Here is a 20,340-nt window from a genome sequence, read left to right on the forward strand (position 1 = left end):
CCCACTATTATCAACCCAGCAGCGAGCGCAGCCCGGCAATCGCGTCCTTGCCACGGGCCTGCTTCTTGTCCGGATCTTCCTTGTCGGCGCGGCCTTCCCACTCCAGATCTTCCGCTGGCAGCTCATCCAGAAAACGGCTGGGCTGGCAGTCCATCAGCTCGCCATAGGCCTTGCGCTGGCGGGCAAGCGTCAGGGTCAGCGTGCGCCGCGCACGGGTGATGCCCACGTAAGCCAGGCGGCGCTCCTCTTCCACGGTGCCCACTTCGATGGCGTTGCGGTGGGGCAGCAGATCCTCTTCCAGGCCCAGCAGGTAGACGTGGGGAAACTCGAGGCCTTTGGAGGCGTGCATGGTGAGCAGCTGCACCTTGTCCGAATCATCCTCTTCGGCCTGCTGCTCGAGAATATCGCGCAGCACCAGGCGCGAAATGGCAGCCTCCACGCTGTCGGTTTCCGTCGCGGTGGCGTCGTCATCGTCTTCCGGGTCGCGGTTGAGAGATTTTTCCAGTTGATCGATCAGAATCCACACGTTGGCCATGCGCCGCTCGGCGATGGTGGGGGCGCTGGCGTTCTGATAGAGCCACGCCTCGTAATCCATGTCGCGCAGCATGTCGCGGATGGCGGCTATCGCGTCGCCCTGATCCATGCGTTGTCGCACGCCGTCGATGAAGTGGGTAAAGCGCGACAGTCGCTCCACGGCGCGGGTAGGTAGCACCTGCTCGAGGCCCAGCTCGTGGCAGGCGGCGAACAGCGAAATCGAGCGCTCGGTGGCGTAGTTGGCGAGCTTTTCGACCGTGCCGGGGCCGACCTCGCGGCGCGGCACGTTGACGATACGCAAGAAGGCGTTGTCATCGGCGGGGTTGATCAGAAGGCGCAGGTAGGCCATGGCGTCCTTGATCTCGTTGCGCGAGAAGAACGACGTGCCGCCGGAGAGCTTGTAGGGAATCTGGTAGTGCTGAAGCTTGAGCTCCAGGAGCCTGGCCTGGAAGTTGCCGCGATAGAGCACCGCAAAATCGCGCCACTCGGCTTTTTCCTTGATCCGCCGGGTGAGCATTTCGCTGGCCACCCGCTCTGACTCCGCCTCTTCATGGCGATTGACGATCACGCGGATCGGCGCACCGTCGCCCATGTCCGACCACAGCGTCTTGTCGTAGACGTGGGGGTTGTTGGCAATCAAGGTGTTGGCGGCGCGCAGGATGGTGCCGGTGGAGCGATAGTTCTGCTCCAGCTTGATCACCTTGAGCCGCGGGAAATCCTCGCCCAAAGTTACCAGGTTCTCGGGGCGCGCGCCGCGCCAGGCGTAGATCGACTGGTCGTCGTCGCCCACCACGGTAAAGGTTGAGCGCTCGGCCATCAAAAGCTTCACCAGCAGGTACTGGGAGACGTTGGTGTCCTGGTACTCATCCACCAGCATGTAGTGGATCTTGCGCCGCCAGCGCTCCAGGGCCTCGGCATCGTTTTTCAACAGCACCACGGGCAGCAGGATCAGGTCATCGAAATCCACTGCGTTGTAGGCTTTCAGGTGGCGGTTGTAGGCCTCGTACACCCGGGCGGCGAAGTGCTCGTCGTCATCGGCGGCAAACGAGAGGGCGTCGCTGGGCAGTACAAGATCGTTCTTCCAGGTGGAAATCTTGCTTTGCACGGTGTTGATCTGCTCGGCATCGACCTGGGCGTCCTTGTTCATCAAATCGCGTAACAGCGCCTTGGCATCTTCCGGGTCAAAAAGCGAAAAGCCCGGCTTGTAGCCCAGCGTCTTCAGCTCGCCGCGGATGATATTGAGCCCCAGGGTGTGAAAGGTCGACACGGTCAGGCCATGGCCCTCCTTGCCCTTGAGCATCTGCCCCACGCGCTCCTTCATCTCGCGGGCCGCCTTGTTGGTAAAGGTGACCGCGGCGATGCGCCGGGCGCTCATCCCGCACTCCTGCACCAGGTAGGCAATCTTGGTGGTGATGACGCTGGTCTTGCCCGAGCCTGCGCCCGCCAGTACCAGGCAGGGGCCATCGATATACCGCACGGCTTCCTGCTGGCGCGGATTGAGGCCTTTGATGCGGCTGAGAATAGAGGACATGACGGCAACCTGGGGAAAAGAGACGAGACGCTAGAGGCTCATCATACCCTTTTGATGGCGGGCGCGAGAAGCAGACCACACCCCGGCGCGCCGAGTAACGCGTGACAGGCCGGGCATTCGGCGCTATTTTCGCACCGGTTTCCACAACAATCAGCGCTCTGGGCAGAAGCCCAAGGCGATGAACAGGGTAGAAGGCGATGTTTGAAGTAGCGCTGTTCGAGCCGCGCATGGCGCCCAACACGGGTAACATCATGCGCCTGGTGGCCAACAACGGCTGTCGTTTGCATCTGATCGAGCCGCTGGGGTTCGACCTTGAAGAGAAGAAACTGCGCCGCGCGGGGCTGGATTATCGCGACCTGGCCAACGTGACCCGTCACGCCAACTTTGCCGCCTTCCAGGAGGCAATGCAGGGCCGGCGCATCTGGGCGATTACCACCAAAGGTACGCGAGCCCACAGCGAGGCGGATTTTGCCGCCGGCGACGTGCTGCTGTTTGGCTCGGAAACCGCCGGGCTATCCGCCGAGGTGCATCAGGCGCTGAATGATGCACAGAAGCTGCGCATTCCCATGCAGCCCAACAATCGCAGCCTCAATCTCTCCAATGCGGTGGCCATCGTGAGCTACGAAGCCTGGCGCCAGCAGCGCTATGCCGGCGCGCTAGAGGTCTAGCACTTAGCCCGCGATACCGTAGCGGTCGCGGTAGGCGCGCACGGCCTCGGCGTAGGCGAGCATTTCGCCGCCGGCGTGCTCTTCCAGATAAGTGAGCACTTGCTCAAGCGAGACAATGCTGACCACCGGCACGGCGTACTCGGCCTGCACTTCCTGAATCGCGCTCTGCTCGCCCTGGCCGCGCTCCTGGCGATCAAGCGCGATGATCACGCCCCCGGCGCGGGCACCGCTCTGCTCGATAATGCCCATTACCTCGCGAATGGCGGTGCCGGCAGTGATCACGTCATCGATGATCAGAATATCGCCGGAAAGCGCGGCGCCCACGATGCTGCCGCCTTCGCCGTGGGTCTTGGCCTCCTTGCGGTTGAAGGCATAGGGCATGTCCAGGTCATGATGGTCGGCCAGTGCCGCCGCGGTGACGGCGGCCAGAGGAATGCCCTTGTAGGCCGGGCCAAACAACACGTCGGCGTGAAGGCCGCTGTCCATGATCGCCTGAGCGTAGAAGCGGCCCAGCTTGGCCAGGGCGCGCCCGGTCTGGAACAGGCCTGCATTGAAAAAGTAAGGGCTTACTCGCCCGGATTTAAGCGTGAACTCACCAAACTTGAGAACGCCCTGCTCGATGGCAAAGGCGATGAATTCGCGCTGGTAGGGTTGTAGAGTGGTCGTCACGGCGATCCTCGTCAGGCGGGTGATTTATGTCAGCACAGAAGCGACAATAAAACGCAGGTAAATAGCAAGAATAAGTGGGTCTATTTACCCAAACGTCTAAACGTCGGGTATCATACAGCAGCGACGCAAAAGGGACGATTTATGAAAATTGCCAGCATCAATGTTAATGGTATACGTGATGCCGTCGACCGTGGCTTCCTGGACTGGCTGGCTCAGCAGGACGCCGATGTGGTCTGCGTGCAGAACATCAAGGCAAAGAGTTTTGAATTAGGTGACCACATTCTCTATCCGGAAGGCTATGAAGGCTACTTCCTGGATGCCGAAGAGGATGGGTTCGCCGGTGTCGGGCTTTACTGCCGCAAGATTCCCAAGGCCATCATGTACGGCCTGGGCTTTCCGCAGTGCGATCACGAAGGGCGCTTTCTGCAGGCGGACTATGACCGCTTCAGCATCGCCACCTTCCTGATGCCCGATGGCAGCGACCAGAAGGCCAAACAGGCGTTCATGGATCAGTACCAGGAGTACCTGACGAAGATGTCGCGCAAACGTCGCGAATACATCATCTGCGGTACCTGGCAGATTGCCCATAAGACCGTTGACCTTGCCAACTGGTCGGACAACCAGCTCACCTCTGGTTTCCGCCCTGAAGAGCGCGCCTGGATGGATCAGGTGCTCGGCCCGACCGGATTTATCGACACCTTCCGCGAAATCAATCGCGACGCTGGCGAATACACCTGGTGGCCGAAGCTCGACCAGGACGTGCCGCGTGACCGTCAGGAAGGCTGGCGGATCGACTACCAGCTGGTCGGCCCCAACTTCCGCCGTCACGTGGTCGACGCATGGATCGATAAAGAGGCGACGTTCTCCGAGTTCGCCCCGCTGATTGTCGAGTACGATCTCGCCCTTTAAGCATCTTTCCCGCGTCGTCGTTACCAATGAGCCGACCCTGGTCGGCTCATTGCGTTAACGGCATGCGCCTCGCTAGCCGCGAATGCCCAGCGCTTCGCGCTGATGCTCAAGCAACTCGCTACCTGCCTTTTCGGCCAGATCCAGCATGGCGTTGAGCTCGCTACGGCTGAACGCGCCGGCTTCGGCGGTGCCCTGCACCTCGATCAGCTCGCCGCCTTCCGTCATCACCACGTTCAGATCGGTATCGGCCTTGCTATCTTCCGGGTAGTCCAGATCCAGTACCGGCACACCTTTGTAGATACCCACCGAGACCGCGCTGACCATCTGCTTGAAGGGATCACTCTTGATCTTCTTCTCCCGCTGCAGATAGCGAATTGCATCCACCAATGCCACACAGCCGCCGGTAATCGATGCGGTGCGCGTGCCGCCATCGGCCTGGATCACATCGCAATCCACGGTGATGGTGAACTCGCCCAGCTTCTTCAGATTCACTGCTGCACGCAGGCTACGCCCGATCAGACGCTGAATTTCCAGCGTACGCCCACCCTGCTGGCCACGGGCGGCTTCACGGCCGCTGCGTGAATGAGTGGCGCGGGGCAGCATGCCGTACTCGGCGGTAATCCAGCCCTGGTTCTTGCCGCGCAGCCAGCGCGGCACGCCGGCTTCCACGCTGGCATTACACAACACCTTGGTATCGCCAAACTCGACCAGCACCGAGCCTTCCGCGTGACGGGTATAATCGCGGGTCAGGCGAATGTCACGCAGCTGGTCAGCTGCGCGATTGCTGGGGCGGACAACATCAGGACGCATGGCACCTCACAAAAAGCACTTCACATAAGCGCGTAATCAGGAAAAGCCCTCCATTGTACACGTCTTGCCGTTCAACCCCGCCCTTATCAGGTAGACTGAGTGGAAATGCGCTCTCAAAGGATTGACTCATGGCCACGACCCATCGCGTACACAGCATGACCGCGTTTGCCCGCCTTGAAGAGGCCGCCCCCTTCGGTACGCTGCAGATCGAGATTCGTTCGGTCAATCAGCGCTATCTGGAGCCGCACTTTCGCCTGCCGGACAGCCTGCGCGACCTTGAACCGGTACTGCGCGAGGCCCTGCGAAGCCGCCTTGCTCGCGGCAAGGTCGAGTGCAGCGTGCGCTTCGAGAGCGCAGAGACCGCCCAGGCGCCCACGCTAAACGCCCAGCGGCTGAAAGAGATTGCCGACGCCCTGGCGGCCATCCAGCAACAGGTGCCCAGCGCCGTACCGCCTACGACACTTGCGCTACTCAACCAGCCCGGCGTGATGGAAACCCAGCACCTGGATCAGGACGCGATCAAGGCCACCGCCAAGGTGCTGTTTACCCAGGTGCTGGATGAGCTCATCGATGCCCGCGCCCGCGAAGGCGAGAAGCTTGCCGAGATGATCACGACCCGGCTAACGGCGGTAAGCGAGCAGGTCGCGACGGTTAAAAGCCTGCTGCCGCAAATTCTGGAGCGCCAGCGGGCCCAGCTGCTGGAACGCCTGGAAATCGCCAAGACCGAACTCGACCCCCAACGCCTGGAAGCCGAGCTGGTGCTGGTGGCGCAAAAGGCCGACGTGGACGAAGAGCTCGACCGCCTGAGCGCCCACGTGGAAGAGGTCAGCCGCCAGCTCGCCGAAAAAGGCCCCAAAGGCCGCCGCCTGGATTTCCTGATGCAGGAGCTCAACCGTGAAGCCAACACGCTCTCGTCCAAGTCTGTTGTGGCGGAAACGACGCGCTGCGCGGTAGAGCTTAAGGTGCTGATCGAGCAGATGCGCGAGCAGATTCAGAATATTGAGTGAAGACGTACTGTTTACCCCGTGTGCTTAAAGTATCAGTTATGCAAAAAACCGCTAGCGAGTGGTTAACAGGAAAAAATAGGAATATAATCCGCTTTACCGGATTGCCTTCCTGCCCAGGAGTCGCTCGTGAATCAAGCAGAACAGAATAAAGAAGAGCTGTGCCGCTATATTTGCCAGGAATTACCTCGCCATCGCTTACAGCAAATGCTCGAAAGCATAGAGGCGGCATTTCAGAAGAGCGATAGCCACCTCAAAGAGATGTATAAGCATGTGCCGCTGGCTGGGCCAGGGCCGCAGTCCCATCATTTTACTGTGCAGGAAGCACTGCTAAGTTTGCCAAAAGATGAAAGCTTTGAAGTCAGTAATCAAGTGACCAAGCCTGCAGGAGGCCATTACGCATTGGTACATGCGGGCAGCATGCAGATCACTACGAGCGTGATCACCATGGGAAGGACACCTCCTATCCGCGATGCTCGTTTTAGACGTGTGCTTGGGCTCATAAATAAAGGGCTAGAGAAACAGCATCCTGACCTTTTCAAGGCGTCTGCTTTACCTTTAGGGCCGAGCCAGGAAGCACTTCATGCATTATTACTTCCCCACACAACGAAATGGACAGGTGGCAACGACCACAGTAGTCCAATCGGTGTGACCATCGCGGTGCCTTACAGTAACCCTCAGGCAGGGTTTCATCTATTTATGGATGTAGGCCAGTTGTGGCAGTACTACAGTGAAGTAGGCGATGAGGTAGAGGATATTGCCTATCCGACCCTGCGTGATAGGATGCGTCGCTCTGAGAACCTAGATCAACGTGAAGGTGGAAACGAGTGACATGAGAACAGGGGTAGATGGCTTTCAAGGTCAGCGGTTGAACCAACTGCGAATGGCCCAGAATCTGACCCTCGCGGAGCTGGGAGAGCAGGTAGGACGCTCTTCCAGCACGGTGTCGGCTTGGGAAAAAGGTACTCAACTACCTGAGGCCGAGTCGTTTGATCGCCTGTGCCACGTGTTTCAAGTGTCACGTATGTGGTTTTTGAAGCCTGTTCCTCCCGTTGTTCAGGAAAGCCAACGACCTTATTTTTTCCGTTCTCAAGCCTCTGCTCATAAACAAGCGCGTGAAAGATCACAGCTCTATTTATCATGGCTGCAAGAAATCTCCGGCTTCTTTCAGGAGGCAATGGATTGGCCAGAAGTCAATGTGCCGATGCTGGACGCGGACGATTGCCGATTGATCAGCGATGAAGAAATAGAAGATATCGCCAGAGAATGCCGTGAGGCTTGGAAGCTGGGCTCTGCCCCTATCCCAAACGTTATCCAGGTCATGGAAAATGCGGGAATCATTTGCACACGGGCCACCCTGGGACACGTCAAAATGGACGGTATTTCTCACGTCTCCGTTTTAGATGGCCGGCCCTATGTGTTGATCGCTGAAGACAAAGCCAATGCCATTCGTAACCGCTTTGATGCCGCGCATGAGTTAGGGCATGTCGTGCTGCACTCCAAAATATCGGCTGCGCAATACGCTAAAAAAGAGCTGTATGACCTGTTAGAAGGGCAGGCACACCGCTTCGCCAGCGCTTTCTTGATGCCTCCCGAGAGCTTTGCACAAGAAGTCGTATGGCCAACGCTGGATAATCTGCTTTCGCTCAAGTCGCGCTGGAAGGTCTCGGTCGCGTCGATGATCGTTCGCTGCCGAGATTTATCGCTGCTGACGGAGCAGTTAGAGCTAAGGCTGTGGAAAGGACGTTCGGCTCGTAAATGGACGAAAGGCGAGCCAGGCGATGATGCCTTGGCTTTCGAGCAACCCAAGTTGATGATGCGCGGCGCGCACCTTCTGGTAGATAGTGGCATCTTTGAACGCACTGAACTGGTTCACCAGATTGGCTTGCCCTCAGAGACCATAGAGATGCTATGTAATTTACGCCCAGGTTACCTAAGCGTTCAGCCTGATGCTGGTGACAACGTGGTGCCTCTCAAACTCAAGCGTGATACGACAAGGTCTGGCCGGACGAGGCGCGCAGAGGTGTTGCCATTCCCACAGTAGAGGAGAGTGATCGTAGCTTCTCGAAGAGGCAATGTGAGTGCTCAATAGAGTAATACCCTACACGGTTATTCTTTTTCCTGGACGAGAGACTCCTTTGCATCGGAAAAATATGCCTTGCCTGCCCATATATCTGCACTTCCTACTATGTAAAGGCGCTTTTTTGCCCGTGTCACTGCAACGTTGAGCAGGTTGGGCTTGCTTGATGCCCACTCCGCAGCACCGGATGACTCTTTTGCGAGGCCCAGCACGAAAATGACATTGTCCTCTTCCTTGCCCTGAAAGGTATGTACCGTCCCGACCCGCTGATGCAGCCAGTCGTGTAGTTTATCGCGTCCACCGAAAACATCGGCGGGCAGCGCCTGTTCCAGGTGCTGTTTAACGCCATTGGCCACTGCTTTGAAGGGCGAAATGATGTAGACGCTCGGTGGTTTGCCCGTCTTGGCGATATGGGGCTTGAGCATGCGAGCGACCTGTTCCGCCTGTGCAGGGACGAAATGTTTGCCCTGAACGCTACCTTCCACATCGAACCAGCGGCTGTCTCCTGGGCCAGGCGGTAACTTATCGTTTCCATGCAGCATCTTGTCGTTATAGGCGATGCGGTTGGCGATACTGAACATTGGTTCGTCGCAGCGCCGATGCACGCGCAAGGGGCTGCCGACCCAGAACTCATCGGAAATCTCGTTGGTGCCGTAGGGGTTGGCGCGATCCGCGACCACCTGCACCGAGGAGGTGGTCGGCGACCACAGGTACCAGTCGCGCTCGAACTCGCCCCTGGCCATCGCCTCGACCAGCCCGGCGGGCACGGTAAATACGGGTTCGATCTGCAGCGGGTCGCCCACCACCACGGCGCGCTTGGCCCGCCAAAGGGCGCCCACTGCCTGCTGGGGCGGCGCCTGGCCCGCTTCGTCCACGAACAGCCAGCCGATCCCGCCTTCGCCCAGCGCCCTGAACTGATTGGCGATGGAGGCAAACGTCGACGATACCACCGGCACGATCATAAACAATATCTGCCACAACGCCTTGGCGGCCTCGCGGTCATCGACACCACCGTTGAGCAGCGCCATCAATGAGCCAATGGTTGCCCAGAGCTGGTTTTTCTTGTCGGCGTAGGCCGCCACCAGCCACGCCTGATGCAGTTCAAACGCCCGCCCCGTCAGTTGCCCGCGCGCCTCGTTGAGCGCTTCGCAGTGGCCAAAGGAGGTGCGTTGAATAGCCGGGCATTCCAGGTCCAGCGCCGCATCGGGCAGCCGCAGATCTTGATACCGGGCTTCTAGAGGTTCGCACACCTGGCGCTGGGCATCGCGTTTTTTCTCAAGCGAGACCAGCCGCTGCTGGCTGACCTCGGCTTGCTGAGTGGTGCGCTGTTCCCGTTGTGCGATTCGTTTAAGTATTGCTCGGTGGCGAAAGTACGCGTTCAGTGGCCAAAAAGACACCCTGGCAGCCAGCTGGTCTTGCCGCCACAGCGCCACGCGGCGAGCCAGACGCTGTTTGACCTCGACCTGACGACGGGTCTGCTCGATCTGTGCCTCCAGCTGTTTTAACGCCTGCAGGCGTTCGATGTCCTGATGGATGGCCTCGACCTGGCGCGCGGCCGCCGTGAAGGCCCGCTGCGCGGCGCGAAAGTCTTGCAGCGCATCGCCCTTCTCGGCCAGTTCCTTGAGCGCGGGAACCAGCGTTCGATAATGCTCGGCCTCGCCGTCGGTTTGGCACTGCTGGGTCGGTTTGAAAAAGACTCGCTCGCCAAAGGTGGTGCGGTTGCTTTTGTTGCCCAATGCGGTGGCGATCAGCCCCCAGCACGCCTTGTCAGGGGGCAGCGTATCGACATGCAGCTTGCTACCGCGCGGCTCGTGGCTGGCCGCGAGTTTCTGGCCCACCGGTTTCAGGTACGCAAGTGCCTGGTAGGCATCGCCCAGCGCCTTGGTTTGCGGCAGCTCTTGGGTAACGTTTTCCACCGCGGCGTTGTTGCTGGAGGCCACCACCATTTCGAACCCCGTAAGCTCGGGGATCAGCGTCTTGATGGGCTTTAGCTGGTCGTCTAGCTTGACCGTCAGGTTCTCGCCAAAGGCCGCGCCCGGCGAGCCAAGCGCGGCCAGCACCTCGGCGCGCTTGGTGACGTTGCGCGCCACCAGGTCGCGCAGCATCGTCGTTTTGCCGGTGCCCGGCGGACCGTTAACGGAGTACAGGCCGCCGTCTTCCAGCTCCTGGTCGATGGTGTTGATGGCGAACTGCTGCATTAGGCTCATCGAGTGCGCGTCTTCCCCCGGCCAGCGCCCGGCGGGCATACGCCGGGGGGAAAGCTGTTCCATCAGCAGCGAACGGCCTTCGGGCAGCAGCAGATCCGGGTGGCGCTGCGCCTCGCCTGAGAGGTAGCGGGCCAGCGGCGAGCCGGGGGTCAGAGGGCGCTCTTTCAGCTGGCGCAGAATCGTTTCCAGGTCGCGGATGAAAAAGCTGTTGAGAATGGCGAGTTCGTTGATGGCCCCTGACGCCTCGCTGGTGCTTTCATCCGTGGTCGTTTCAATGGCTTCACCGTCCGGCGCGTCGAGGCGCTGGGCCAACTGCGCAAGCGGCGCCCATGCATCGGCGCCGGCAGGGGGCGTTTGGTCAGCGGGCGTCGCATAGTCGCTGCTGCCGGGCAGTAGCTGAACCACCAGCGCCGGGGCCTCGCTTTGCGGCGCAAAGGCGGTCCAGCCTTGCATCGCCTTGAGCATCTCGATGATCTCGAAAGTACTTAAGGCCGGCGGCAAACCGTGTTCACTTTTGAGGTTGTCCGCCACGGTCAAAATCGTGGTCAGCCGCTCGCGAAAAACTTCGGTGGCCGCCTCGAACGCGTCAAGGGTGACAGCGTCGAGGGTGCCCTGCTGTAGCGCGCCCAGCACCCAGGGCGCGGTGGATATCACGATACTACCCCGGTCCAGGGTGCCGTCTTCTCTGACCATGGCAGTCAGCGAGCAGGTCAGCCCCTCGTCGCGGCTGCGCTCCACCCAAGCCTCGCTCTGCTCCGGGTAGGCATCACGGGCCACCGCGAAAATCTCCTCCCGGCGAAACAGCCCCAGGTATAGCTTGAAGCGGTAGCTGTTATCCACCCGGTACTGCGTGCCCGCCCGTCGTATCGCCTGCTGGTCGAGCCAGGGCAGGCAGTTGGAGAACTCGACAAGCTCGTCGCTACGGTAGTGGATCGCCCCCTGACCGTGGTCGATGCCCTTTAGCTCGGCAGACTCGAAAAACTCGACCTTGTGCCAGTACGACAGAATGCGCTGGGCCTGAGACGCTGAGGATGCCGTCTGACTCATGGCGTCGCCTTCTTGCGGGTGCATTTTTTCAGGCGCCTTGGTCGCCCGCTCGGCCAGCTTGTCGATCATGGTTGCTCCTGGTGTGAAAAAGGCGCTTTTCTGCGCATTCTGGGTAAGTGGGCTGCTGCTATACGTTGACTTATTACCTCAGAGGTAACACACTTCGTGTTAAATGGACTGGGAGTACCCGGTCGGCGTCTAAACCTCGGTGAGCTTCATCGGGGTTTTTCGCTATCTGAACGATGCAAAAATCATGGCAAGTGCTTGAGCCCCCACTGGTCATACCCATCGCCGACTGCTTGCCTGCCCCCTTCGCAGTAAAATTTTCTTCGCAGCACATCGAATGCTTGATTGGACTGTGTTGGATTGAGCACATGCCGCCCGATAGGCCGCGCCACCAGGTCGGCTAGCTGAAGTCCTGCCGAGTTGCTGGTTTTCGCCGCCATGCGAATGCTAAAAGGCAGGTCATGCTGGTATTTGTTGTTGCCGTCGCAGATCCGGCGAAATTCCAGCTCGAGCTCGTCGTCTTCTTTTGCGCCGCGTTTTTCGACAATGACGTGGGTGACTAGCTTCTCCTGACCTTTCTCTTTAACGAGGTCAAAGAGTGTTTCCAAACAGTGCTTGAGCGCGAGGTGATATGGATTTTCTGCTTCTTCCTGACGGTTGAGCCGGTGCTTTTCGATGACACAGGAGGCAAGAATGAAATTACTGTCGTCGATCAACGTACTCAGACGCCCCATGAATGCCTGTCTGTCGGCTCGGTTTTTAAACAGCCTGAAATCGCCTTTTTCCTTACGGATTTCGTGTTCGTGGAGGATCACCAGATCATGGCCAAAGTAGTCGAACTTTAGCTGCTGCAACTTAGGCACCACGGTCGACAAGTAATGCCCTTTGTAAAAAATGCAAAAAGCCAGTACGAAGACCGGATAGTTGGGATCGATATTGGCCATGCCGTGGTCGCCGCTTTCATCGACGTATACCACGAAGTCACTGAATCCTCGCGCTTTACCCGTTACCGGCATTTCTGACTCGCTGGTCATGATAATCAAATTCCCTCAACATCCATGCCGTGTTCGGCGAGCCACTGTTTGCGGCTAGCGTAGTCGGGCATGGCGCGTTCGAGGCGTCGCCAGAACGCGTCGGAGTGGTTGGGTTCGTGCAGGTGTACCAACTCGTGTACCACTACGTACTCGGCGATGCGGGCGGGCAACATTATGGTTTTCCAGTGAAAGTAGAGCACGTCGCCCTTGCCGCAGGAGCCCCAGCGGTAGCCGAGATCCTGCACCTTGATCCCGGCCGGCTTCACCTCAAGCCGTGTGGCGAAGGTCTTCACGCGCTGGCCAAGCCACTGCCGACCGCGTTCGCTGTACCAACGAATGAAGTGGCGTCTGGCGTCCAAACGTGCATCCCGACGCAGATGAAAACGCCCATGTTCCCATTTGAGCGGCGCCGTCTGTTCATCGACCAGGTTCAAGCGATGATGACGCCCCAGATAAAGAAAGCCTTCGCCCTGAACGTAGCTTTTTTGGCGGACTTGCTTCTGCATAAGCGACTTTTCGGCAAGCTTCTGGTAGATCCATGCCTGCTTGCGGCGCACGAACGCTTCCAGTCGTTGAAGACTGACATTGGGCGGGGTGGTCAGCACTACGGACTGATCGCGCTCGACCGTGAGCTGCAGCGTTTTACGGTGCGTGCTTTCGCTCACGGTAATAGTCAGATCATCTACCGTTAGCGTCATGGCTGCTCCAGCTTGTAGCTGTTGGCGCGGGCAAGGTCGCGCAGCTTATCGACCAGCGGCGGGATCTGCTCGAACTCTAAAAGCTCACTTTCATAAATCCGTTCGAACAGCGCCTGCTCCAGCGCTTCCTGCATCGGCCGGCGGTGAGGTTCCCAGAAGCTCGGTGTTTTCACCTCATGGCTGATGTGTTCGACCAGGTACTCGGTGAGCTGGATCAGCTCCGATTGTGTAGCCAGGTCCGGTGGGGTATCGCCACATTTCACTTCGCGCAGCATGCGGTAGAAAGGCAGGTAGGTCTCGGGTACCTCGGGCAAACCCTCTTCATGGCGCGTGCTACCGCTATTCACTTCGTCGATGATGGTCTGCAGCGCCGTGATGAGGGCGTCCCACTGCCCGGCCAACCCGTCGAGAATCTCCTTGAGCCGCTCGCTAAGCTTGCCATAGTAGACCGGGTCTTCATCCAGCTTTTCGCTGACCTGGCTGCGAATGGCGTGCTCCATTTCCGAGGCCACGGCCTTGTTGGCTTTCTCGATGGTTTCAGCGCTATCGACGCCGTAGCTGGCCGCCTGCTCACGCACCTGATCGAGCTGCTGGCCGAACTGCGCATCGGTCAGGTTGACCGGGGCAATTTTGGGGTCGATCCCCAACGAAATGACGTGCTCGTCGATCAGGCGGCGCACCTTGGCACCTACGTCCTTACCAAGCACCGTGCTGTCGCGATAGCGCCGTCGTGCCTGGGCGTAGATCATCGCCAGCGCTTTGGCGTCACTTGTGAACGGCAGCGCCTCCGGGCGGGGCAGCACGGTATCCAGGCTCTGCATGAAGGTTTTCAGTTTGACGCCGAACTCCTGGCGGACGCGTTCGCTGTCCAGCGCCTGCACGCAGGTTTCAACGTCGTTCAAGTCCTCGATGCCGCGCGAACGCAGCACATCCACCGCGCGTAAGTGGCGGTCGCGCAGTGCGGGAATCTCATCTTTCAGGCTGCGAAGCGCGCCGTCGATATCCTCATCGCTGTAGGCCGCCAGCGCCTCTTTCAGATGATTGGCGACGCCATAGTAGTCCACCACGATGCCGACCTTCTTGCCAAAATCAGTGCGGTTGACGCGGGCCACTGTCTGGAGAAGTTCGGCTTCCTGCATCGAGCGGTCGAGATACATTACCCCCTCGATGGGCGCGTCGAAACCGGTCAACAGCATCGACTTGACGATCAGAAACGCCAGCGGGTCGGTCCTTGCCTCATCCCCTTCTTTCGCAAGCAGCGGCTTCTTGAAGCGCGCAATGGCCTCGTCCTGCCGGGCGCGATCGGTGTGCGGCTGCCACTCGGCGCCGTCGTTGTTGCTGCCGGAGACGATAGTGGCGAATTCCAGCCGCGCCAGCAGCTCGCGGTAGCGCCACGCCTGAATCCGCGCCTGAAGTTTGGGCGATTTATGCGTCAGCGCCTCGTCATCCAGCGCCTTGTGCTCGGCGCTGAGGCGCTCGGCATCGGCCAGCAGTTCATCCCGCGCGCCTTCGAACGCCGCCTTGTAGCGCACCGCCGCCACGCGGCTGTAGCCCACCACCTGAGCCTTGTAGCCGTTGGGCAGAATGTAGGTGACGTAGTGGCGCAGCATGTCCCGCGCCTTGTCGTCGATCAGCTGCTGGGCTTCCAGCACATGGCCGCGGGTGGCGTACTTCTGCTTGATCGCCTCCAACTCCTCCGCCGAGCGGTCGGCAAAGAAGTCCTCGAACAGCTCATCAAGGCTGCTGCCCTCCTTCACCGCGCCTGCCGCGGTACGGCCTTCGTAGAGGACCGGCACGGTGGCACCGTCCGCCTCGGACTCGCGAATGGTGTACTTGTCGATGAACTCGCCAAATATTTCGTGGGTGCGTTTCTTCTCGCCCATGATGATCGGCGTGCCGGTAAAGCCGATACGCGCAGCGTTGGGCAGCCCCGCCTGCAGGTTGGCGTGTAGATCGCCCGCCTGGGTGCGGTGGGCTTCGTCCACCATCACCAGAATGTCGCCGCTGGTGTTGAGCCGCTCGAACTCGCTGGCGGCGGCCTTGCCCTCGGCGTCGCGGTATTTCTGAATCATCGCGAACACCAGCCCCGGCCCTTGCTGGCGCAGCATCGTCTTGAGCTGGGCGGCGTTATTGGCCACGTGCACTAGATCACCGCTTAACGCGGCGGTAGCGGAGAGCTGCTTTTGCAGGTCGGTGCGGTCAGTCACCACCACGACCTTGAAGCGGCGAAGTGCCGGGTCGGTGCGCATACGGCGCACTAGAAACATCATGGTCAGCGACTTGCCCGAGCCCTGGGTGTGCCAGATGATGCCGCCGCGCCGGTCGTGCTCGCCGTCGTTTTGGCGCGTCTTGCCGTGGCGCAGCCGGTCGATGGCCTTCACCACCCCGCGGTACTGCTGGTAGCGGCACACCAGCTTGATGGCCTGCCCGCCGCTGGTGGTAAACAGCGTGAAGTGGCGCACGATGTCCAAAAGGGTTCCCGGTGCGAGCACGCCCGCTACGGTGCGCTGCTGGGCCGAAAGCGCGGTGACGCCGAGCGTCTTGGCTACCTCTGCCTCGCGCTGGTGCGGGTTATCGGCGCTCGCTACCGCTTTCCACGGCAGGTAGTGGCTGGCGCTCGCGCCAATCGTACCCACCCGGCAGTCATCAAAGCAGGTCGCCAGCAAGAGCTGGTTGGTGTTGAACAGCGCCGGGGCGCCTTCGTGGTCGCCCACTTCACCGCTGACAAAACGCTGATCGCTGTAGCGGCGCAGCTGGTCGATGGCCTCCGCCATCGGCTCGGCCGCGTTCGGGCTCTTGCACTCGATGACTACCAGCGGAATGCCGTTGACCAGCAGCACCAGGTCCGGGACGACGTGCTGCTTGGCGGTGTCATGCCCCGGTGGGCACGCCACCTTGTACTGGTTGATGACCGTAAAATGGTTGTTGGCCGGGGTGGCCCAGTCGATATAGTGAATCGTGCGCGAGCGCCCGCCGTCCCAGTCCACCAGGCCATCGACCACGACGCCCTCGGTGAGCCGCTCGGTGGCGATACGGTTGGCCTCCATCAGCCCGGGTGCTGCGATGCGCGTCAGCGCCGAGACCGCAGTGCTGATGCGCTCCTCATTTAGCCACTCGGCGCGGGTGCCATCGTCTAGCAGGCGGGTGTTGATCGCCCGGAGCCGCTCGCGCAGCACCTTGTGCTGCACCACCTCGGTAAAACTCGCACGCCCGGTCACGGCCGGGTCGCTCAGGCTGCCCTTGATGTAGCTCCAGCCCATCGCCTGTAGCTGCGCAATCAACGGCTGTTCGCTCAGTTGCCACTCCGGCCCCATCCGGCCTCTCCTTGTTCTGGTTAGCTGGCTTGTTGCTGTTGGTCGATCAGCTCGGTGACGCGGACCCGGCCTGTGAGCAGGTCGTCCATCAGCCCGGCTTTTTGTTTTTTTAGCTTATTTAAAAATTGGCTCTCTTTACTGATTTGACGTGCGGCTTCGTAAACACGCAGAGATATCATTTTTTGCTCAGTGGCTGGCGGTTCTTTTACCTTCAGGCTTTTCAAAGCAGACTGGCTAATATTTTTCATGCTCATACTTGTGCCTGTAGCGGCTACTTGTATTTGAGACCGAACCCAGGATTGAGTCAAAGTGTAAAAGAAAAAGGCTTTATCTTGGGCTTCCTTAAAATTCAGGCGTAAGGTTTTATCTGACAACATAAGCCTGCTTCTATCCGTATAGACAAGGCATGGCAAACCCACCAACTCAGGTGTGTTGGCCCTTGTGATTAATAAGTCTCCATCTTTGACTTCGAGTTGCGGGTTATGGAAAACACTTTGTTCGACAATTTTTGTTTCTTGTTCTTTAAATCCATCCGGGTGTACTGCACTTACCTTCAATACTCCCCACACACCACTAGGAGCAGGTATATCAGGGCAGTTTGGACTTCTGCCGGCATCAATATGTGAAAGAACATTGCCTAATTCTGTTGACTCCCACTCCTTCGGAATCCATCCCAGCGGCGACGCCTTATACAGCTCCGGCGCCTGCTCATAGGGCGGGCGAAGCTGACCGCTTTCGTCGATGCCGCGGGTGAGCAGGTCGTACAGCAGGCCCTGTTTGACATGCTGCAGCTTGGCGATGAGGGCCTCGGTCTGGCGGATTTGGGTGTCGAGGGTGTTGAGGATATTGGCGATAACCTGCTGCTCATTAATAGACGGTATAAAAGAATAAAAATCCTCAATTTGTCGTGCGCTTATATTTAACTGTGCAATCCCTGTTGCTATTTTGTTTGCGTATCGCAAATAATGTGAAGATGTTAGCAGCAATATAAGATATTGATATATGCCTGAACTCTGATCCTTTTTAACTATACGGCCTACCCTTTGGTTTAAATAAGAACTCTCTAGTTCTGAATCAACAACGCCATACGCCCCAAGGCTTCCGGACATTCCTATAAGAAAATCTCCATTTTGAAGCTTAAAACGGTCAAGGCCGATCACTTTTTTAGGGTCGACCCTGGCAGCTTTATTTAAAGTCACTATCCCCTTTTGAAGATCACTCATTCTTATTATAGGAACACCAAAATCTGAAAAGGCGTCGCTAGGAAAAGCGAAGCCTGATTCGACTTTTATGAAATCTCTAAGTTGTTTCCAATCAGACATATCCTAGCCCCTTCAAATACCCGGCCAATGTCTTTGCGGCATTGTCTCGCGCTTGCTCGATGTCGGTCAGCGTCACTTGGTACTTGTCCCACCAGTTTTCCACGGCGGCAACCACCTGCTGGCGATATCTTCTAATGTAGTGATCGACGATATTTTGCATATCGAGGTGCAGAGTGGTCAGCAGCAGCTCGGCGGCCTGGGTGTTGTCCAGCGCGTCGACCTTGCCGTTGAGTTCATCCGGCAAGGTGGCGCGCTTGGCCTTGAGTTTTTTGACAAGCGTAGTGCGCTGCTTTTTCCACTCCTTGATCTGTTTCTCCAGCTTGGTGCGTTCGATCTCTGAAAGTACTTCCTCGCCGTCGCTCTCGTCATCGTCGTCGCTGCCGCCGGGTTTGGGCAATTGCTCCTCGGTGGCCTTGATCTGGCTGTCGAGTTCGGCCTGCTGCTGTTCGAGCGTTTCCAGCTCGTTGAGAAAACTGCTTAGCAGTAGCTTCACCAGCTTGTGCTCCAGCGGGTCGTCCTTGTCGAGCTTGTCTTCCAGCGCGGTGACGATGCTGGTGCGCCAGGCATCGACCACGCCGCGGGCGTCGCGGGCCATCAGGGTCAGGAAGTCGTACTTCTGCTGGTGCCAGAAGCCCGCGATCATGCCGCTGATCTGGAAGTCATTCAGCAGGCCCACCGGGTGCAGGCTTTCGGTGAAGCTATTGAGCAGCTCCTGACGCAGGGCGGCGTACCGGCGATCCTCGGCCAGCGCGGTAATGCTCAGGCGATGACGGCCCCACCACGTTTCAAACGCATCGCGCAGCGCCTGCTCCTGGGCCAATACCCTGGCGTTGCCTTCAATGGCAGGTTTGATGTCGGCTTTGGTGGCGATTGCCTCGCGAAACAGCCAATAGCCGGGATCCTTCGGTTTGGGCTCGAAGATCGCCGCTGGGTCGAGGCCCTGGGCATCGAGCAGCCCCCGCTTGGCCGCGATTTCCGCCTCGGGAATGCCGCCGACCAGATGCGCATGCACGTCGTGGGGTTCCGGCGGTGGGGCGTTGTCGGCGTAACGGCGGATGTTGAGGTTGTAGCCGTTCTCCGCGAGCGTCTGATTGCTGACGATGCTGGCAAAGCCGGGCACGTCCTGTCCCTTTCCCGCGGCGAAGGCCTCGTAAAGGGCGGCGATCTTTTCGATGTGCTCGGGCATCAGATAATTCTGGGCGCGGCCTTCGAAATACTCCCGGTCAGCATTTATGAACAGCACCTTGCCCTGATTCTCAGGGTGCTTACTCGCGACCTGTTGAGCCCCGATGGTTTTCTTCTTGCGCAGAATCAAAATGCAGGCCGGAATGCCGGTGCCGTAGAACAAATTGGGCGGCAAACCGATGACGGCTTCGAGCAGGTCGTCGTCGATGATGCCTTGACGAATATTTCGCTCTTCACCGCCGCGAAACAGCACGCCGTGGGGCATGACGGTGGCGATCAGGCCATCGTCGGCGCAGACTGCCAGCATGTGCTGCAGAAACATCAGGTCGGCCTTTTTCGAGCCCAGCGGTACCTCGCCGTAGGTGAAGCGCTCGCTGCGAAAGGCTGGCTGAAATACCTCCTGGCCGCTGTCGTCGGTGTCCTTGCTACCGAAGTTATAGGAAAACGGCGGATTGGTCAGAATGCGATCAAACCGCAGAAGTTCACCGTTCTTTACGTGGCGCGGGTTTTCCAGGGTGTCGTCGTTTTCAAGGCTTGCGGTCGTAATGCCGTGGAGCAGCATGTTCATTTTGGCGATCGACCAGACGGTACCGGCGTTTTCCTGGCCGTAGCAGTCCAGCCGGTAACCCTCACCGCCGTGCTCGTCGATCCACTCTTTCGCGGCGATCAGCATGCCGCCGGAGCCACAGCAAGGGTCGTAGACGCGGTGATTCTGCTGCGGGTCGAGCAGGCGCACCATCATGCGCACCACCGAGCGGGGCGTGTAGAACTCGCCGCCTTTCTTACCGGCGGAATCGGCAAAATCGCCGATCAGGTATTCATAGGCCGCGCCCAGCAGGTCGGGAAACTCGAAATCCCGGTCGCGCAGGCGGTATTTGCTGAAGTGGTTGATCAACGAGCGCAGCTTGGCATCAGAAATCTTACTCTGGCCGACCTTGCGGTTGAAGTCGATGTGCTCCAGCACGTCCTGCAGGCTGGTGTTGCCCTGCTCCAGCCCGCCAAGCGCGCTATTGAGAGCGTCCCCCACGTTCTTGTGCGCTTCGTTGAGCAGATATGTCCAGCGCGAGGCTTCCGGCACGTAGAAACTCGTCTTGTACCAGAAACGGTTCTCGGCGATTTCCCGGGCCGCTTCTTGGCTTTTCCCTTTTCCCATCTGCTCGCGGACGACCTGCTCGAAGCGTTCGTCGAACACGTCCGAGCAGCGCTTTAAAAACAGCATGCCGAATATGTACTCCTTGAACTCCGAGGCATCCATCTTGCCGCGCAGAATATCGGCGGCGCTGAAGAGGTGGTTCTCCAGCTGAGAGAGCGTTAGGGGCATG

Annotated in this window: 14 protein-coding genes; 5 read left to right on the top strand and 9 right to left on the bottom strand. The window is 59.0% G+C overall.

The genetic code is table 11. The features are described from left to right. Window positions 1–10: 10 nt before the first annotated feature. Window positions 11–2,065, bottom strand: a complete 2,055-nt coding sequence (gene rep, locus B0H98_RS08460) for a DNA helicase Rep (RefSeq protein WP_106374630.1) — start codon at window positions 2,063–2,065, stop codon at window positions 11–13. Window positions 2,066–2,262: 197 nt separating this feature from the next. Between rep and B0H98_RS08465 the strand changes: the two genes are divergently transcribed. After that, on the top strand, window positions 2,263–2,733 hold the full coding sequence (locus tag B0H98_RS08465; protein WP_106374631.1) for a tRNA (cytidine(34)-2'-O)-methyltransferase: 471 nt from the start codon (window positions 2,263–2,265) through the stop codon (window positions 2,731–2,733). Between the two features lie 3 nt (window positions 2,734–2,736). On the opposite strand, the gene pyrE is transcribed toward B0H98_RS08465, so the two are convergent. Beyond that, entirely contained in the window at window positions 2,737–3,402 is a 666-nt protein-coding gene (gene pyrE, locus B0H98_RS08470; protein WP_106374632.1) for an orotate phosphoribosyltransferase, read from the bottom strand. 141 nt (window positions 3,403–3,543) lie between these two features. Here pyrE and B0H98_RS08475 point away from each other — a divergent pair, with 141 nt between their 5' ends. Continuing rightward, window positions 3,544–4,311 carry an exodeoxyribonuclease III gene (locus B0H98_RS08475; protein ID WP_106374633.1) on the top strand — a complete coding sequence of 256 codons (768 nt, stop codon included), beginning with the start codon at window positions 3,544–3,546 and terminating at the stop codon, window positions 4,309–4,311. Window positions 4,312–4,383: 72 nt separating this feature from the next. Here the strand turns inward: B0H98_RS08475 and rph are convergent, their stop codons facing one another. Continuing rightward, on the bottom strand, window positions 4,384–5,121 hold the full coding sequence (gene rph, locus B0H98_RS08480) for a ribonuclease PH (protein ID WP_106374634.1): 738 nt from the start codon (window positions 5,119–5,121) through the stop codon (window positions 4,384–4,386). Window positions 5,122–5,249: 128 nt separating this feature from the next. Here rph and B0H98_RS08485 point away from each other — a divergent pair, with 128 nt between their 5' ends. From B0H98_RS08485 to B0H98_RS08495, 3 genes are all read left to right on the top strand, one after another. Beyond that, entirely contained in the window at window positions 5,250–6,128 is an 879-nt protein-coding gene (locus tag B0H98_RS08485; protein WP_106374635.1) for a YicC/YloC family endoribonuclease, read from the top strand. A 126-nt stretch (window positions 6,129–6,254) separates the two neighbouring features. After that, window positions 6,255–6,956 carry a hypothetical protein gene (locus B0H98_RS08490; protein WP_106374636.1) on the top strand — a complete coding sequence of 234 codons (702 nt, stop codon included), beginning with the start codon at window positions 6,255–6,257 and terminating at the stop codon, window positions 6,954–6,956. 1 nt (window position 6,957) lies between these two features. After that, window positions 6,958–8,169: a helix-turn-helix domain-containing protein gene (locus B0H98_RS08495; protein ID WP_106374637.1), complete on the top strand. Its 1,212-nt coding sequence runs from the start codon at window positions 6,958–6,960 to the stop codon at window positions 8,167–8,169. Between the two features lie 65 nt (window positions 8,170–8,234). On the opposite strand, the gene B0H98_RS08500 is transcribed toward B0H98_RS08495, so the two are convergent. The 6 genes from B0H98_RS08500 to B0H98_RS08525 form a co-directional block, all read right to left on the bottom strand. Then, window positions 8,235–11,528 (bottom strand): DEAD/DEAH box helicase, encoded by a 3,294-nt coding sequence (locus B0H98_RS08500; RefSeq protein WP_208623598.1) that lies wholly within the window; start codon window positions 11,526–11,528, stop codon window positions 8,235–8,237. Between the two features lie 182 nt (window positions 11,529–11,710). Continuing rightward, entirely contained in the window at window positions 11,711–12,499 is a 789-nt protein-coding gene (locus B0H98_RS08505; RefSeq protein WP_106374638.1) for a DUF3800 domain-containing protein, read from the bottom strand. A 5-nt stretch (window positions 12,500–12,504) separates the two neighbouring features. Continuing rightward, on the bottom strand, window positions 12,505–13,197 hold the full coding sequence (locus B0H98_RS08510; RefSeq protein ID WP_106374639.1) for a M48 family metallopeptidase: 693 nt from the start codon (window positions 13,195–13,197) through the stop codon (window positions 12,505–12,507). Further along, window positions 13,194–16,511, bottom strand: coding sequence for a type I restriction endonuclease subunit R (locus B0H98_RS08515; RefSeq protein ID WP_106374640.1), 3,318 nt, complete (start codon window positions 16,509–16,511; stop codon window positions 13,194–13,196). Before B0H98_RS08515 ends, B0H98_RS08510 begins: the two co-directional genes overlap by 4 nt. A 20-nt stretch (window positions 16,512–16,531) precedes the next feature. Beyond that, window positions 16,532–17,833 carry a restriction endonuclease subunit S gene (locus tag B0H98_RS08520; protein WP_106374641.1) on the bottom strand — a complete coding sequence of 434 codons (1,302 nt, stop codon included), beginning with the start codon at window positions 17,831–17,833 and terminating at the stop codon, window positions 16,532–16,534. Continuing rightward, on the bottom strand, window positions 17,826–20,339 hold the full coding sequence (locus B0H98_RS08525; RefSeq protein ID WP_106374642.1) for a type I restriction-modification system subunit M: 2,514 nt from the start codon (window positions 20,337–20,339) through the stop codon (window positions 17,826–17,828). The genes B0H98_RS08520 and B0H98_RS08525 overlap by 8 nt, the downstream gene beginning before the upstream one ends. Window position 20,340: the final 1 nt, after the last annotated feature.

The organism is Vreelandella songnenensis (genome assembly GCF_003002925.1).
Taxonomy (GTDB): domain Bacteria; phylum Pseudomonadota; class Gammaproteobacteria; order Pseudomonadales; family Halomonadaceae; genus Vreelandella; species Vreelandella songnenensis.